The sequence below is a fragment of the Paenibacillus sp. SER-28 genome (assembly GCF_052906305.1).
The window spans coordinates 1-15,182 of sequence record NZ_JBRECM010000024.1 but is presented as its reverse complement, the minus strand read 5'-3'; the positions used below and the strand labels follow the sequence as shown (position 1 = coordinate 15,182).

15 protein-coding genes are annotated in these 15,182 nt (G+C 42.2%); 1 reads left to right on the top strand and 14 read right to left on the bottom strand.

The annotated features are described in order from the left end of the window. The coding region (locus ACUYLD_RS25280; protein WP_446676216.1) for an S-layer homology domain-containing protein at positions 1-915 on the top strand (915 nt) is incomplete at its 5' end. Positions 916-1,003: 88 nt separating this feature from the next. Here ACUYLD_RS25280 and ACUYLD_RS25275 read toward each other — a convergent pair. The 14 genes from ACUYLD_RS25275 to ACUYLD_RS25210 form a co-directional block, all read right to left on the bottom strand. Beyond that, a complete protein-coding gene (locus ACUYLD_RS25275; RefSeq protein WP_061829640.1) occupies positions 1,004-1,966 on the bottom strand; it encodes a helix-turn-helix domain-containing protein in 963 nt (320 codons plus the stop codon). 130 nt (positions 1,967-2,096) lie between these two features. Further along, on the bottom strand, positions 2,097-2,492 hold the full coding sequence (locus ACUYLD_RS25270; RefSeq protein WP_440722732.1) for a hypothetical protein: 396 nt from the start codon (positions 2,490-2,492) through the stop codon (positions 2,097-2,099). 117 nt (positions 2,493-2,609) lie between these two features. Beyond that, a complete protein-coding gene (locus ACUYLD_RS25265; protein WP_446676215.1) occupies positions 2,610-3,593 on the bottom strand; it encodes a sensor domain-containing diguanylate cyclase in 984 nt (327 codons plus the stop codon). A 24-nt stretch (positions 3,594-3,617) separates the two neighbouring features. Continuing rightward, on the bottom strand, positions 3,618-4,424 hold the full coding sequence (locus tag ACUYLD_RS25260) for an alpha/beta fold hydrolase (protein WP_446676214.1): 807 nt from the start codon (positions 4,422-4,424) through the stop codon (positions 3,618-3,620). Positions 4,425-4,510: 86 nt separating this feature from the next. Further along, entirely contained in the window at positions 4,511-4,861 is a 351-nt protein-coding gene (locus tag ACUYLD_RS25255) for a hypothetical protein (RefSeq protein WP_440722735.1), read from the bottom strand. A 113-nt stretch (positions 4,862-4,974) separates the two neighbouring features. Further along, positions 4,975-5,811: a methyl-accepting chemotaxis protein gene (locus ACUYLD_RS25250; protein WP_254328799.1), complete on the bottom strand. Its 837-nt coding sequence runs from the start codon at positions 5,809-5,811 to the stop codon at positions 4,975-4,977. A gap of 227 nt (positions 5,812-6,038) precedes the next feature. After that, a complete protein-coding gene (locus tag ACUYLD_RS25245; RefSeq protein ID WP_440722736.1) occupies positions 6,039-7,496 on the bottom strand; it encodes a glycoside hydrolase family 1 protein in 1,458 nt (485 codons plus the stop codon). Positions 7,497-7,527: 31 nt separating this feature from the next. Then, the gene (locus ACUYLD_RS25240; RefSeq protein ID WP_440722737.1) at positions 7,528-9,441 is read right to left on the bottom strand and encodes a beta-glucoside-specific PTS transporter subunit IIABC; all 1,914 of its coding nucleotides are present in this window, start codon (positions 9,439-9,441) and stop codon (positions 7,528-7,530) included. A gap of 106 nt (positions 9,442-9,547) precedes the next feature. Then, positions 9,548-10,381, bottom strand: coding sequence for a BglG family transcription antiterminator LicT (gene licT / locus ACUYLD_RS25235; protein ID WP_069290091.1), 834 nt, complete (start codon positions 10,379-10,381; stop codon positions 9,548-9,550). Positions 10,382-10,967: 586 nt separating this feature from the next. Beyond that, on the bottom strand, positions 10,968-11,984 hold the full coding sequence (gene moaA / locus ACUYLD_RS25230; protein ID WP_440722738.1) for a GTP 3',8-cyclase MoaA: 1,017 nt from the start codon (positions 11,982-11,984) through the stop codon (positions 10,968-10,970). Between the two features lie 43 nt (positions 11,985-12,027). Further along, on the bottom strand, positions 12,028-12,261 hold the full coding sequence (locus ACUYLD_RS25225) for a MoaD/ThiS family protein (RefSeq protein WP_039274416.1): 234 nt from the start codon (positions 12,259-12,261) through the stop codon (positions 12,028-12,030). Continuing rightward, the gene (locus tag ACUYLD_RS25220) at positions 12,254-12,697 is read right to left on the bottom strand and encodes a molybdenum cofactor biosynthesis protein MoaE (protein WP_039274531.1); all 444 of its coding nucleotides are present in this window, start codon (positions 12,695-12,697) and stop codon (positions 12,254-12,256) included. The genes ACUYLD_RS25225 and ACUYLD_RS25220 overlap by 8 nt, the downstream gene beginning before the upstream one ends. Positions 12,698-12,782: 85 nt before the next feature. Next, positions 12,783-13,802 carry a ThiF family adenylyltransferase gene (locus tag ACUYLD_RS25215; protein ID WP_446676213.1) on the bottom strand — a complete coding sequence of 340 codons (1,020 nt, stop codon included), beginning with the start codon at positions 13,800-13,802 and terminating at the stop codon, positions 12,783-12,785. Then, the gene (locus ACUYLD_RS25210) at positions 13,795-14,949 is read right to left on the bottom strand and encodes a nitrate/nitrite transporter (protein ID WP_013311332.1); all 1,155 of its coding nucleotides are present in this window, start codon (positions 14,947-14,949) and stop codon (positions 13,795-13,797) included. Before ACUYLD_RS25210 ends, ACUYLD_RS25215 begins: the two co-directional genes overlap by 8 nt. Between the last annotated feature and the right edge of the window lie 233 nt (positions 14,950-15,182).

Here is a 15,182-nt window from a genome sequence, read left to right as displayed (position 1 = left end):
TACTACACTACAAGCGACTTAAGTGTGGGAAGTCACTCGATCACTGCTATTTACAGTGGAGATGCTCGATTTGCCCCGAGTACCTCTGAAGCGTATATACAGGTTATAAATGGAGATGCAGACACTGGGAATACTGGCGGAACTGGTGCTACTACTGGAAACGGCAGCAGTAGCAGTAAAAAAGATAAGAAGGATAGTACAGATAGTAGTGAGTCTATTTCTTCTAGCGAAACAACCACACCTTCATCACCATCGGTTTTACCGACAGATTTGCCGACTCCTGAAATCATGCCAGTAGAGCAATCAGAGGTTGTGCATGAAAAATATATAACCGGTTATCAGGATGGCACATTCCGACCGGACCAGTCGATTACACGAGCTGAAACTGCCACGATGATGGCTAGGATTATGAAGTTGGAGACAAAAGAAGGCTCATTGGCATACAAAGATGTACCTAGCAAGTATTGGGCGAAGGATTCGATTATAGCACTCACGACACAACACTTCATGAATGGATATGCAGATGGAACATTTCGGCCAGAGCAACCCATTACCCGTGCAGAAATGGCAGCAATACTCGCATCCTGGAAGCAGCTTAAAGGAACGCAAACCGCAGCATCTCCTTATACCGATATCGAAAAGCATTGGGCAAGAGATTCAATTAAAGCGCTAGCTGAGGCAGGATGGATTACTGGTTTTAACGACAGTATCTTCCAACCCAATCAATATATAACACGAGTGGAAACTGTTACAATTTTGAACACTATCTTAAAACGAGGACCCCTGGAAGGTACGACCCAGGCTACATGGAAGGATGTACCCGCAGATTACTGGGCATTTAAAAATATTGAGGAAGCGTCTCGTACCCATACTTCAACCATCAATTCAGAGGGTACTGAAACTATCGTGAATTAAGCACCAAATAAAAGCTGGAATCCTTTCTATACAGGGTTCCAGCTTTTTATTTACCTGATATTTTTAAAAAAAGGTCAAAAAATAAATTTTAAAATACCTTCTTTAAGGAGGATGGCTTCACTCCGTATTCCCGGAAAAATTGCTCTGAAAATGCACTCACATTGCTATATCCTACAGCCATCGCAGCTTCAGTCACATTGCTTTCTTGGCTTCGGAGCAGCTTCATCGCATAATCGAGACGAATTTGGCGCAAATATTCAAATACAGTAGTTCCAAAGCAGGCTTTGAATCCTTTTTTTAATTTAAAATCGTTTAATCCAACCTTTTGGGATAATGTGATCAGCGAAGGTGGATCAATCATGCTGGATTCAAGGATCTCCCGAGCCATATGCAGCTTTCTGACATCTTCTTTAGACAAACCTTCGGGCATAGGTGTTAAATCAAATAATTGAATCATAAATCGATTTAAAATCTCAAGTGCTGCTGCTTCCATTAACAAAGGCGATTTATGCACACTTTTCAAGTCTTTGATCAAATGTTCAATCATCACTATACTTCTGTGATCCAGTTCAAAACTAAAGTGATGGAATGCAGCTCCCTTAAGAATTTGATTAAATTCAATAGCTACCTGCCGACGAGCCGCTAACTGTGAAGCCGCATAATTAAACAACGAAATCGGAATGCCAAGTGCAAATGATTGGTATTGTTCGTTAACCGGAGGATGGAAACATGCTTTGAAATCCTGTAAAAAAATAAGAGCACCCTGCCCCATCGGGAGTGTATAATCCAGACCAGCCACATTCACATGACGTTGACCGGAAAGCGCAAATTGAAGTTCAATCATTTGTCCCCTGGAAGAAAAATTGGTCGGATACGGCTCGTGATATTGAATGTGCGAATATACAATTTCAATTCCGCTGTAAGTTGTAACTCGGTAAATATTCCCATGACCCGCTTCCGGTAACATCATATACGTATGCTCATTCTGTTGTCTAAACGGAGTTTTTTCCAAATAATGCTGATATATTAATGATAACGAGTTTGAATTCACAAGCGTCCACCTCAAATCTTTTCATTCATTCCGATGCTCCAAATGAGAATCGTTATCAATAATAGTAGCCGAATTTGAATGGTTTGACCAGACCTATCGGAGTATACTGTAGTGATATTCGGGGAATCTATTAATCCCAATCCATATAAAACGTTGCTTTCAATTTCCCTTTCTCACATGCTGGGCAACTCAAATGAACAGGCACATTGTTTTCAATGTGTTCCTGCTCCATAACACTCGCGCATCTAGGACAAGCATAAGAAATTTTATACTGTGATGAGTCCGAATTCATCTCAATAAACAGTTCATTGCGGATGGCCTGACAGACCGGACACACATACATCGCGTCATAAGCATCATATCTCGTCGAAGGGTTGCCTATGAATTCCCCAATACGTCGTTTAAGGACAGTATCCTGTACAAACGAAGCAATGGATTCCAAACGCATATATAATAAACCAAACCCCACAAATATGTTCTTAGTATAAGCACAGGTATCACAGTCCAGCTTGTACGCTTCCCCCATGTATATCCCTCCACATCACTCATTCTTTTTATAATAAAAAGCCCGCCGTAAGAGGCAGGCTAGGCTAATTAGCTCTAAGGCGCGTCAGCTCATAATTCCCTTTATTAAGCCTCTATACTATCTCTTTACAAGATTTGCTGAATGAGTGACCCGGTTTCTCCCGCCACTCTTGGAAGCATACAGTGCCAAATCCGCTTGATGAATTATCGATTGTTCCGTATCCGCTTGCGTAACCGTTGCCACACCAATACTCACAGTAATGGCATATTCTCCCCAATCCATCGAGGCTGTCGTGGAGCGGTATCTTTCTGCTGTACGAATGGCTTCTTCTTGATCGTTGTCTGGAAGAATAATTACGAACTCCTCGCCCCCATATCGAGCGACAATGTCCCTGTCCCGTGACATGGATTGGAGTATTTCTGCCAGATTAGTGAGCACCAGGTCGCCCACCGGATGACCGTAAGTGTCGTTAATGCTTTTGAAATGATCAATATCAATGAGCAGCAGCGAAAAAGGTATTCCAGTCTCTTGAAAGGAGGCTAGGCTAGCCAGTAACTGATCTTGAAAATATCTTCGATTTCTAAGACCGGTTAACGGGTCAGTTGACGCCATCGTTTCTAGCTGGAGATTGATCCTTACTAGCTCCTGCTGTTTAACTTCATATTCTTCGTGCAACCGTTCAAGCTTCTGGTTCGCTTCATTCGTAGCCTGATATAATTCCTGAAGCTTGGTTTTGGTCTGTAGTATATCTTTTTCATGTTCAATTCGCTTACGCATCATTAGCACTACACAATCAATAACAGCTTCTCCGTTGCGCTCCTGACGTACCCCGTTTAGAAGTACAGGCACATCCTGTCGATCACTTGTCCGAAACGAGAAGTACATCTCATCGACACGCCCGTACAACTGGATGTAGGGATAAAAATAAGTATGAAAAAATAGCTTGTTGGTAACAGACATTGTCATTTCAATCGGTCGTCCGAGCAATTGATCACGTTCATACAGAAGCATGTCCAACAAAGTTTGATTTACCGATTGAATGATCCCAGTGTCCGAAATTGAAAAGTATCCACAGGGAGCTTTATCTAATTGAATATCCATTGCATGACTGCCTTTCATACGATATTACACACTGGCTAAATATTCTTTGATTAAATCGCTCGTTTCTCCTGGTTGACTTAAATGAGGATAATGCCCCTTTGCCCTCATCTGTTGAAGCCTGCTATTTCTAAGATGGGTGTGTAAATAATCCCCTACCTCAATCGGAGCAATACTATCGTCTGAGCACTGGAGAATCAGTGTAGGAACTAAAGCATGCTGGAGATCGACACGGCAATCCGAAAAAAAAGTCACTTCCGCAAATTGTCGTGCAATATGAGGGTCTCTTGAGCAAAAGGTTTTCTCCAACTCTTCGGTTAATTCCTGTCGTTCAGGATTCTGCATAACAATGGGTGCCAGGTAACTAGCCCAGCCAATAAAGTTCATTTGCATCATATCCAGTAATTCATCAATATCACTCTTATCGAAGCCTCCATAATAAGAAGGCAGGTCATTCACATAGCGTGGAGAAGGACCGAGCATGACAATGCGTTCAAAATATTGAGGGCTGCGGATGGAGGCGAGCATTCCGATCATACTGCTAACAGAGTGTCCGACAAATATGGTATTTCTTAAGTCTAACGCTTCCATAATATCCAGCACATCTTGGGCATACCCTTGCAAGTCACTGTATTTTTTCGAGTCATAATACTTTATTTGAGAATCTCCGGAACCTACGTAATCAAACAAGACGATTTGGTAGTTGTCGATAAAGCTAGGGACGATATAACGCCACATATCCTGGTCGCATCCAAAGCCGTGAGCAAACACAATCGTCTGGCTGCCTGTGCCTATTACTTTTACATTATTACGTTGGAGAATATCAACGGTCATTGTGAATCACCTCTCTGAGGTAGTATCTGTTCTATAGCTTCTCTTCCCTATTATATCGGAAAAGTTTCGATTATGGATAATGACTCTCATTCATAAATCCAGCGTTCAATGATCCCCTTTACTCTTTGCACATGTTGCTGTGATAAGGAACAAATAATAACCAATTCGTTTTTCCCATTCGTATCTAACCAATGGTGAACGTCATCCTCTTCATTAACCGTTTCATGAATGATTCTGATGGATTTATGACTTATTTTTGATTTAGCCGAAAAAATAGGGTTCATATCCATGATTTTCTGACCATTAGAAAAGGAGGTGTTGTAATAAGGAATCACCCAGTTCTCCTTATCCTGATCTTGTACTACATTTAGAAATACACGCACCCAATAATCCTCTAGTTCTGTGTAACTCTGTTCATTCAACCCATTCAAATTCATACATGTATTCACTCCAAGTTATTCATTAAATAAACGTAAAAAAGTCTCGGCCAGTGATCTACATTTCCATGACGAAATGCACAATTCACAGACCGAGACTTCTTTTTCATTCTTTATTTTACATCAACATCATTCGTGATTTTCTCTATTAAACCTCTCAAACCTTGGTTGGTTTCATTTAATTGATCAATAATATTCATAAACTCCGACACAAGCTTGGCCTGCTCTTGGGAAGATACAGTAATCTGCGTAATCTCTTGTTCCATGTTATAAACGGATTGTCTGACAGCTTGCAAGGATTGCTCGATTCGTCCAGTTGCTTCCTTGGTGCCTGTAGACATCTTGCGGATTTCTGCAGCGACAACTCCAAACCCTGCTCCTGCCTCACCCACCCGAGCAGCTTCAATGGCTGCATTTAATCCAAGCAAGTTTGTCTGCTCTGAAATATCCTTGATGTAGCCTGCCACCTCAGTCACATTACCAGAGTCCTCAACCGCCTTTTTCGTATTGCTTAAAATGTCCTCGGCCGTCGCACTAAGCTCCTCCGAATGAGCCGCCACATGCTGAATCCCTTCAACTAGCTTGCTTGTAACATCCTCTGCTTGACTCATCAACTTCTTCAATTGATCTTGATCATCCATACTATAGGTGATGCACATTACTGCCTCGATCTCATTCTGTTCATTCTTAATCGGATGAAAGTAAGCATCGGCAGCAAACCCGAAAACTTCGGCATCATAACGCACTCTGGTCTTTTCTCCGCCTACTAGCATTTTGAAGTTCTTGTGTACATCAGGAAGAGCTTCGCCTGCCTTGAAGTCATAGACTAAACTTTTACCCGACTGAAAGAATAGAAATTTTTCCCGATCCATTACGGAAATTAAAACATCTTGTCGTGCAGCTTCTCTGATAAACGGCATGGCAGTCAAAACAGCTTCTACTTGATTCATAATATGTATCCACTTCCTTATATTTTGATATAAGTCCTATCCTCTATTTCGACATTTTCATCCCATGTGTTTAGTGAATTAACATACTATTGGCTAGGTTGCGTCCCTAATCTGTATACATTTACCGTAGTTTCCTGAAGGGAAGTCGTTTTTTAAATCCAAACAGCGCATGCCTACTGAAGAGGCACGCGCTGACTGCATCACTTTTTGAAGCCACACACTAAGCATTAATCCAGCTGCTCTCCATTGGTTTCGATCACATTCTTATACCAATAAAAGCTCTTCTTTCTGGATCTAGCAAGTGTCCCTTTGCCTTCATTATCCTTATCGACGTATATAAACCCATAACGCTTTTTCATTTCACCGGTTCCCGCGCTTACCAGATCAATACATCCCCAAGGCGTATACCCTATTAGGTCTACTCCATCAGCAATCGCTTCTTTCATTTGCTCAATGTGTTGCTTCAGATAATCAATTCGATAATCATCGTGAATGGAGCCGTCTTCCTCCACTGTATCTACGGCGCCAAGGCCATTTTCAACAACCATTAACGGGATTTCATATCGATTATAAATGTTATTGAGGGACCATCTCAATCCCTGTGGATCGATCTGCCAATCCCAGGCACTTGCTTTCAAATGAGGATTCTTTAAGCCCATAGATAAATTCCCTCCCACCTTCTCCTGGTTAGGATCGGCACTGACACAAGTAGAGGAATAATAGCTGAAGGTATAGAAATCTACGCAGCCTTCTTTTAAGATGTCCTCATCCTCTTCTTGCATTTTGATCTGAATGTTATGATCTCTAAAATAGCGTTTGGCAAATCCCGGATAAGCTCCTCTTACTTGAACATCTGAGCATAGGAAATTGCTTAAGTTATCCTTTTGTTGAGCCAGTAGAATATCATCAGGATGACATGTAAGTGGGTAGGAACACATATAAGCAATCATACAACCGATTTTAAAGTCCTTGTTGATTTCATGACCCAGCTTTACAGCCTTTGCACTGGCAATAAATTGATGATGCAACGCCTGATACAGAACCTGCTCATCCTTCACTGTAGCATGGGCAAGCTCTCCATTCCCCTCCGGCATCATAGCTCCAGCCATGAACGCGCCAAATGACAAGGTTAAAATATTGATTTCATTAAAAGTTAACCAGTATTTTACGACATCTTTGTATCTATTAAAAAGCACTTCACAATATCTCACATAAAAATCTATGACTCTGCGATCTGACCAACCATTATATTTTTGGGTCAAATGAAACGGTGCTTCATAATGTGAGATCGTAACCAAAGGCTCAATATTATTCTTTTTCAATTCTGCGAATACACGATCATAGAACTGCAAGCCTTGCTCATTCGGCTCTGCATCATCTCCGTTAGGAAATATTCTTGACCACGCAATGGACATTCTAAAGACCTTGAATCCCATCTCCGCAAATAAGCGGATATCCTCTTGATAGCGGTGGAAAAAATCAATAGCTTCGTGACTCGGATAGTTCACTCCTTCTTCCAGTATAGCTGTAATTCTTCGGGAGGTCGTATGCGTTCCAGCCGTAATCACATCAGCAGTGCTTAAGCCTTTACCTTCTTCATTATATCCACCTTCAAATTGGTTGGCAGCCGTTGCACCTCCCCATAAAAATCCTTGTGGAAATTCCAATTTAGTTGTATTTTTCATTGTTTAATTCCTCCTCAACATTTAATTAGGATCAGACTACGACGGTCAATAAATCCTCTTGATACTCAATTGCCTTCTTCTCCGTTTCAATGACATCCAGGTAATTCGTAGTATTGGCAACGATAACAGGTGTGGTCAAAACATAACCAGCCTCTTTTATAGCTTCCATATCAAACTCCATAAGTAACTGGCCTTTTTTAACAGCATCTCCCTGTTTCACTTTAGGATAAAAATGTTTGCCTTTTAATTTGACCGTATCTTTGCCTACATGGATGAGGACCTCAACACCGTGGTCACTTGTAATTCCAATCGCATGACCTGACGAAAATAATGATGTTAATACACCATCTACAGGTGAAACGACCTTACCTTCAGAAGGTTCAATGGCAATCCCTTTACCCAGAGCACCTGTCGAAAAGGCTTCATCTGTTACTTCAGATAAAGACTTCACTTCACCTTTTAATGGACTCATCACCGTCTCTTGTTTTACTAAAACTTCTCCTTTGGCTGCTCCTGATGCGCTGTCTTCCTTTTTTGCTTCTTTCACTTCATCATCTTTAAATCCGCCAAAGAACATAAGCAAGAAACCTAATACAAAGCTTACCAGAATACCGATAACAGCCCCATAAAATCCGTTGTCTATTCCTGCCGGACTGATATAGCTCGGGATAGCGAAAATACCCAATCCACCAATAATGTAGCCTTTAGTTCCCATCATTCCTATAATACCGCCGCCTACTGCAGATGCTATACAGCTTAAAATAAATGGTTTCTTACGTGGTAATGTAATCCCGTAAATCGCTGGTTCTGTCACACCAAAAATCCCGGAGATGACAGCTGGAATGGAAAGTGATCTCAGTTTTACATTTTTGGTTTTAAACAAAATCGCCAGTACGACGCCTGTCTGAGCAAAGGAAGCTCCCAGCGTAGCCGCAAGAATGGGATCGAATTTAAGTACTGCTAAGTTGTTCATAGCGATAGGAACAAGTCCCCAGTGTAATCCAAAGATAACAAACACTTGCCAGAAAGCGCCCATGATTATGCCTTCAATAATTGGACTTAAGTTATACACAAAGAGGGTTGCTGCCCCTAGCAGTTGACCTGCCCAGGTCGAGAGAGGTCCAATCACAATCAATGCTAAGGGTACAATAACTAACAATGTGAAAAACGGAACCAAAAATGTTCTCACGACGCTAGGGATTACCTTTTTAAAGAAGTTTTCTATTTTTGAGCCTACATAGGTGGATATGATAATCGGAAGAACAGTTGACGCGTAACTCATCAAAATGACCGGAATACCTAAGAAGGTGATATATACTGGTGACTCAAATATAGTCCCGCTAAATAGAGTGTATAGTGGCTTGCCCGAAGCTGTTATCGTGCTAAATGTCGGATATACAAGTGATGCACCTATAGCCATACCTATAAAAATGTTGGCATTGAACTTTTTAGCTGACGTATACCCCAGGAAAATAGGAAAGAAGTAAAACAAACAATCACCTAAAGCATTGAGAATTTGATAGGTACCCGATGTAGTGGTCAGCCAGCCCAAAGCTACAAATAAGGCAGTGAAGCCCTTAATCATACCCGTGGCACTTAAGACACCCAGCGTGGGTGTAAATACACCTGAAATGGTATCAATGAATCTATTGAACAAACTCATTTTTTCACCTGAGGCTTCCTCTGAATCTCCTGTCTGAAAACCGCCTACAGCAGTAACATCAGCATAAACCTCAGGTACATGGTTACCTATAACAACCTGGTATTGCCCGCCACTCTTTACTACAGTGACAACACCATCCATATTTTTCAAAACCTCTGTATTGGCTTTACTTTCATCTTTTAGTTTGAAGCGCAAGCGTGTAATACAATGAGTTAGACTATTCACATTTTCTTTGCCGCCGACATTTCTGATGATGTCTTTTGCTAATGTCTCATACTTCATTGTAACTTCCCCTTTATTTGTATTTATAAAAAAAGGCGAAACCAAATAGATCAAATTCGATCTAGGTTGGTTTCGCCTGCATTACCAGTAACAATCCAAGGGTTATTCAATTTTGTCTTTGGGTCACACGCTGAATATGAATCGTTATATACAGCTTCTCCTCATCTGATAATACCGTATCCAAGTATTTCTCAATCTTCAGCATGCACCCATAGGCCTTTTTGTACTTTGCTTTCACTTGCCTCCACAAAAAATCGTCTTCCAGTTCTACTTTTTCTTTTTTATTTAATCGCTGAAAGAAGAATCTTAAATGTGTAATAAATCGCTCATAACTGATCGAGTGTTCATCTATGGTGGTATTATAAGAGTATTTAATAATATTCAAGATGTCGTGTATTTTTTGAGTTTGCTGAGCAACGTCTGCTACCTTGTTGTAGGAGCTGTTTACTTGAGCGTTGATTAAATGAAGAGCAATATTACCTGCTTCATCTTCTGACAATCGTTTGTCTGTTTCTTCTTCAATAAACTCCAGTGCTTTTAAGCCCACCGCAAATTCTTTGGGATAAAATTTTTTAATCTCCCAAATTAACGGATTTGCATTTTTAAACCCTTCATCAAACATTTTAAATGCATTGTTCATGTGATCTGTAAGCGAAACATATATATAATCGCTCAATTGTGCTTCTAATATGCTTTTTCCATATTCAATGATGTCATAGCATAACGAAACATATTCTGATGGAACATCCTCTAACAATAACTTGAATTTCTCTGAAGCATCTTTATGTTTAAGCACAAAGACCTTTTCAATTAGATGCTCTTCTACTTGTTCGCCTGCACTCTTTTTGAATGCAATACCACGACCCATAACAACAAATTCATCTCTTTTTTGATCTTTGGCTATTATGGCGTTGTTATTAAATATCTTCGTTATGATCATCTAACTGCCCCCCTTATCCCATCAAATTTAAAAAAGGATTTAGATGCTGGGCGAAATTTCAGATAGGTCACAAGACGGTAATAGCCGATCAAATCTTCGTCGTAAATCAAATTCAAATGTATTGATTTACAACTTCACTTTATGAAAACGCATTCATAATAAGAGACAAAAGCCTTACGTTTTCCATCATTGATCTTTAGTGCTCCCAAACCGATCTGATATTCCGTTCTGAAAATGGATATAGTCGGTTAACCACGTCCCATGACATCATTTTTCGGATGTCGATTCGTTGGTCGACGTCATCATCTTTGTTGTTCAGCACTTGTAAGGCTTTATATCACTCACCTTTCTGCGTTATGGCTGGGCAGATATTCATATCATGCAGGATATCGTAAAGCTTGTATTCTAAAAAGAAAAGGCAAAACCCAACACATGGAAATTGAATTCCATGCCTCGGGTTTTGCCTTTTCAGTAACAATCCCAAAATCATAATAACATCGAATTTAAGTTTTGCCAACAAAAATGTTTGCGCTTTCTTTTCCGGAGCAACCACATCAAATACAGCACATTATTATGGTATAAAATGTCATCCACCAATGTAGGACATGTTAATCTTTTTTTTGTTGTTGGCTGTCTGCTCCGTACGTTCATCGGAATACCGATCTGTGCGTTGTTCCCATACTGAAGTAATCACATCGAGCAATTCCTGGTCATTCGCCCCGTTGCGAAGCATCTGGCGTAAATCAAATCCGCCTGAAGCAAACAAACATGTATAAAACTTGCCATCGCACGATAAGCGGGCACGTGTACAAGACGAACAAAACGATTCAGAAACCGAAGTAATAAAACCAATCTGTGCGTCGCTGTCTTTATAACGATAACGCTTTGCCACTTCTCCAAAGTAATCCCGATCCATCGGCTCCAGCTCGTACGCATTCTTAAGTCGTTCAACGATTTCTTTTTTGGTTAGTACCTTTTTGAAGCTCCATCCGTTGTCATTCCCTACATCCATAAACTCGATAAAGCGAAGGGTTATTCCCTGCTCCTTAAAATAAGCAGCCATCGGCAAAATCTCCGAGTCATTAACACCTTTTTGAACTACCATATTGATCTTGATTTCAAAGCCAATTTCTCTTGCATATTCGATCTGCTTCAAAATAACATCAGGCTTAATCCCCCGGCCATTCAACCGCCCAAATAGCTCGGGGTCGAGAGCGTCCAGACTGACATTAAGCCGTCGTAGCCCCGCGTCATAGAGAGGCTTAGCCTGCTGTCCTAGCAGCACACCGTTGGTGGTCAAGCCGACATCTTCCACTCCGTCAATGGACAGGATTTGGGAGACCAGGTCGGATAGATTCCTGCGCATTAATGGTTCACCGCCCGTGAGTCGGATCTTTTTTACGCCCAGGGATACAAAGAGCTTCGTCAGCCGGTGAATCTCTTCAAACGACAGACATTCATTTTGGGGAAGAAAGGCGTAATCGTCACCGAAAATTTCTTTAGGCATGCAATAGGAACAGCGGAAATTGCAGCGGTCTGTAACCGATATACGCAGGTCACGAATGGGCCGCTGCAACTTGTCTTTCAGTGGATGAAAATTCATACGCCCCCTCCTTTCTAGTTGTTTAGCATCGTTATCGTTATCATTAGCCGCCGCTGACTGGGGGAATGAAGGCTGCAATGTCTCCATCCTGTAATACATCCGTAGACAACGCATACTCTTCGTTTATCGCAATTCGCACAGACTGGATTGGCATATCTGGATATTGATCTGTTATCCAATTGGATAACTCGCCTACCGTTTGGCCCGCCAAATCTGCCAATTCTTCTGTTTTTCCCGTCACCTCACGGAGTCCCGCAAAGTAGTACAGCTTAATCATGACTGATCTCCCCCGGCTTTTTCTTTTGACCTCCGACCCACTGCGTTCCATCTTCCCAAATCTCTCGTTTCCAAATAGGAACTATTTCTTTAATTCGTTCGATCGCGTATTCATTTGCCTCATACGCATCCGAACGGTGAGGTGAAGAAACGGCAATGACAACGGCGATATCACCGATTTGAAGCTCGCCAATGCGGTGCGCGATTGCCACTCGCGTCCCTTCCCATTTCTGTTCGATTTCGCGACCAATCTCTGTGAGTTTTTTTTGGGCCATGGGGACATAGGCCTCATAAGCAAGGTATAAGGTCCGTACGCCTTGAGTCCATTCTCGTACGTGCCCTGTAAAAATAGTCACCGCTCCTGCTTCCGGCCTTAGGACATAATCCGCATAAGCCTGCGGGATAATGGGCTCCGTTACGATTTCAAATACACTCATCTTTTCCACCTTCCAGCCACCGGACAAGCCACTCTCCGGTGACAGACTCTTTTAAATGTTTCTGCTTTTTGTATCTACATCTCATTTAACCGAACAGCTGATGATATAGTTTTTGACCGTTGGCAACACTCCGTACACCGTGTATGAGAAGCCTTCCGTTTTTGAATAAAATCATTCGATGCTTAAAAGCATAAAATTCAACGAAATAAGGGGTTCTTTTTACACGATCTGCTATAAGCCTGCCCATTTTTTCTGCATCATCGAGCGTGATCGGACGTTGTGGGTCTGGAAGAACCTGTACCACGTTCCGTCCGCACAGAGCCGCATACGCCGAGCGACGTGATGCTGTCAGTGCAGGAAACGTAGGATGCTCTCCACAGGTTGGACAATCTTGGTTACGGATGCGGGAAATCCCTATGTCCATCTGCGTGTTCTCCCATAAATCAAATAGATGAACCTTGCGACGCATCTTATCACGTCCGCCGCTCAGCCACTTCATGGCTTCTACACATTGGAGGGCGGCTGTCACCTGGACTGCGGGTGAGATGATTCCAGCCGTATCGCAGGTCTGATTGATCGCAGGCAGCGATGGCAGAAGGCAGCGTAAACACGCTGACTCGCCCGGCACGAATGGAAAAACAACGCCTATGCTTCCAACACAGGCACCGTAAATCCACGGAATTCCAGCCTTCAGTGCAGCATCGTTGATAAGCAGACGAGTTTCGAAATTGTCCGTAGCATCCATCAGCAATATACTTTTGCTGGCAAGTTCTTGAACAAGCTCGGCATCCAAGTTATCGAGATATGTGTGCAACCGCACGTCTTCTCGTATGGCTTTCAGCCTTTTTTCAGCTGCCATAACCTTGGGCTGCATTTCCTCGGCGTCCTGCTCCGTAAACAACTGCTGACGTTGCAGATTCGACACCTCTACATAATCCCGGTCAACAAGATGCAGCTCTCCAACGCCCGCTCTTACCAATGTTTCGGCAATGGCGGAACCCAGTGCCCCGCAACCGATAATGGTGACGACAGCAGCGGATAGATTACGCTGCCCTTCGCCACCAATGGGTCTAAATAAGATCTGTCTGGAATAACGTTCATTCATTAGATTGTGTCCCTTGATAATACAGCCATATGACGAGGATCAGGCTAGCCAGCGCCACTTGGGAGAGGAGCATGAATCCAATGGAATATTGGCCAGTAGCGGCATGAATCGTCGATAACAGGATCGGAGGGAAAAAGCCACCGAGACCGCCCATCATGGATACAATTCCGTTAACTATACCTGCTTGTTTATTAAAATAAAATGGAACTAGCTTGAAAATGACACCGTTCCCCACTCCAGCACTTACAGCGATCGCCAAGCAGCCTACTGTATACAGGGTAATCCCTGGTGAAAAAGCCAAAAGAATCGCAGCGACCGTATAAACTGTGAACGTGCCTACCAGCAGGAACAGGGGCTGAAACCGATCCGCCAGCCAGCCACCGATGGGACGGAAGAATGTGGCAATCGCAATAAAGCCTGCTGTACGCATCCCTGCATCCACTTTAGCCAGCTCAAAATTCGATACCAGGAAATTCGGCAAGTACACCGTGAACGCTACAAATGAGCCAAAAGTAATAAAATAAAAGAGCGAGAAAAACCAAAGCTTTTCATTTTTGTAAACCCCTTTGATCTGTTCCATAATAGGCGTCTTTACTTTAGCTTCATGACGATCCCCTAAGAAGAAATTCAAAACGATAAAAACAAGCAGCAGAATGAGATACAGCTTCACTGTAAGGGCCCAGCCAATTTGTGTAGCCACAATAGGGGCCGAGAAGGTAGTGACGGCTGTTCCCAAATTCCCTATACCATACATTCCATTTACAAACCCATGTTTTTCCTTTGGATAATACTTCGGTAGCGAAGTCACCCCAACCGAGAACACAGCTCCTCCAATCCCAAGGAACAAGCCACCGATAATTAAATCCGTCATCGTAGAAGCTTCACTAATGTAGTAGACGGGAAACAAAAGCAAAATAAAGCTAACGAGAAAAACGATTCTTGCTCCAACGATGTTGGCATAATAACCAAGCGGAATGCGCAGAATCGATCCAAGCACGACCGGAATCGCCGTAACCATGGCCAATTTTCCGGGTGGAATAGCAATATCCTCCGTAATGAACGGCATAAGAGAAGAAATGATAACCCATACCATGAATCCAAGAATCAAGTTCAATGTTTGTAGCGGCAACTGCATTTTTCTGATCATTTAACTCACCTTTTCAACGTTTTTTCTGTCGAATTATTGATTTGAATTTATGTCCCCATTGTAGCCGCTAGTTGATCTGTTCGAATATAGGGGACTCCCCTTTACCTGACAGGGGACTCCCTGAAAATATAAAAAGCCGCTTCTATAAGAAGCGACTCAGGCTGTCGAGAAAGTCTCGATAGCTTTTTTTATGTTCATTTTATTTAAGACGACACCGCGTTAATGTTGTATAA

Bases quoted from the DNA above. Each gene is read 5' to 3' on its own strand.
- moaA (WP_440722738.1), bottom strand. From the start codon at position 11,984: ATGAATTTTCATCCACTGAAAGACAAGTTGCAGCGGCCCATTCGTGAC.
- ACUYLD_RS25255 (WP_440722735.1), bottom strand. From the start codon at position 4,861: ATGAATTTGAATGGGTTGAATGAACAGAGTTACACAGAACTAGAGGAT.
- ACUYLD_RS25260 (WP_446676214.1), bottom strand. From the start codon at position 4,424: ATGACCGTTGATATTCTCCAACGTAATAATGTAAAAGTAATAGGCACA.
- ACUYLD_RS25265 (WP_446676215.1), bottom strand. From the start codon at position 3,593: ATGGATATTCAATTAGATAAAGCTCCCTGTGGATACTTTTCAATTTCG.
- ACUYLD_RS25225 (WP_039274416.1), bottom strand. From the start codon at position 12,261: ATGATTAAGCTGTACTACTTTGCGGGACTCCGTGAGGTGACGGGAAAA.
- ACUYLD_RS25250 (WP_254328799.1), bottom strand. From the start codon at position 5,811: ATGAATCAAGTAGAAGCTGTTTTGACTGCCATGCCGTTTATCAGAGAA.
- ACUYLD_RS25220 (WP_039274531.1), bottom strand. From the start codon at position 12,697: ATGAGTGTATTTGAAATCGTAACGGAGCCCATTATCCCGCAGGCTTAT.
- ACUYLD_RS25270 (WP_440722732.1), bottom strand. From the start codon at position 2,492: ATGGGGGAAGCGTACAAGCTGGACTGTGATACCTGTGCTTATACTAAG.
- ACUYLD_RS25245 (WP_440722736.1), bottom strand. From the start codon at position 7,496: ATGAAAAATACAACTAAATTGGAATTTCCACAAGGATTTTTATGGGGA.
- ACUYLD_RS25240 (WP_440722737.1), bottom strand. From the start codon at position 9,441: ATGAAGTATGAGACATTAGCAAAAGACATCATCAGAAATGTCGGCGGC.
- ACUYLD_RS25210 (WP_013311332.1), bottom strand. From the start codon at position 14,949: ATGATCAGAAAAATGCAGTTGCCGCTACAAACATTGAACTTGATTCTT.
- licT (WP_069290091.1), bottom strand. From the start codon at position 10,381: ATGATCATAACGAAGATATTTAATAACAACGCCATAATAGCCAAAGAT.
- ACUYLD_RS25215 (WP_446676213.1), bottom strand. From the start codon at position 13,802: ATGAATGAACGTTATTCCAGACAGATCTTATTTAGACCCATTGGTGGC.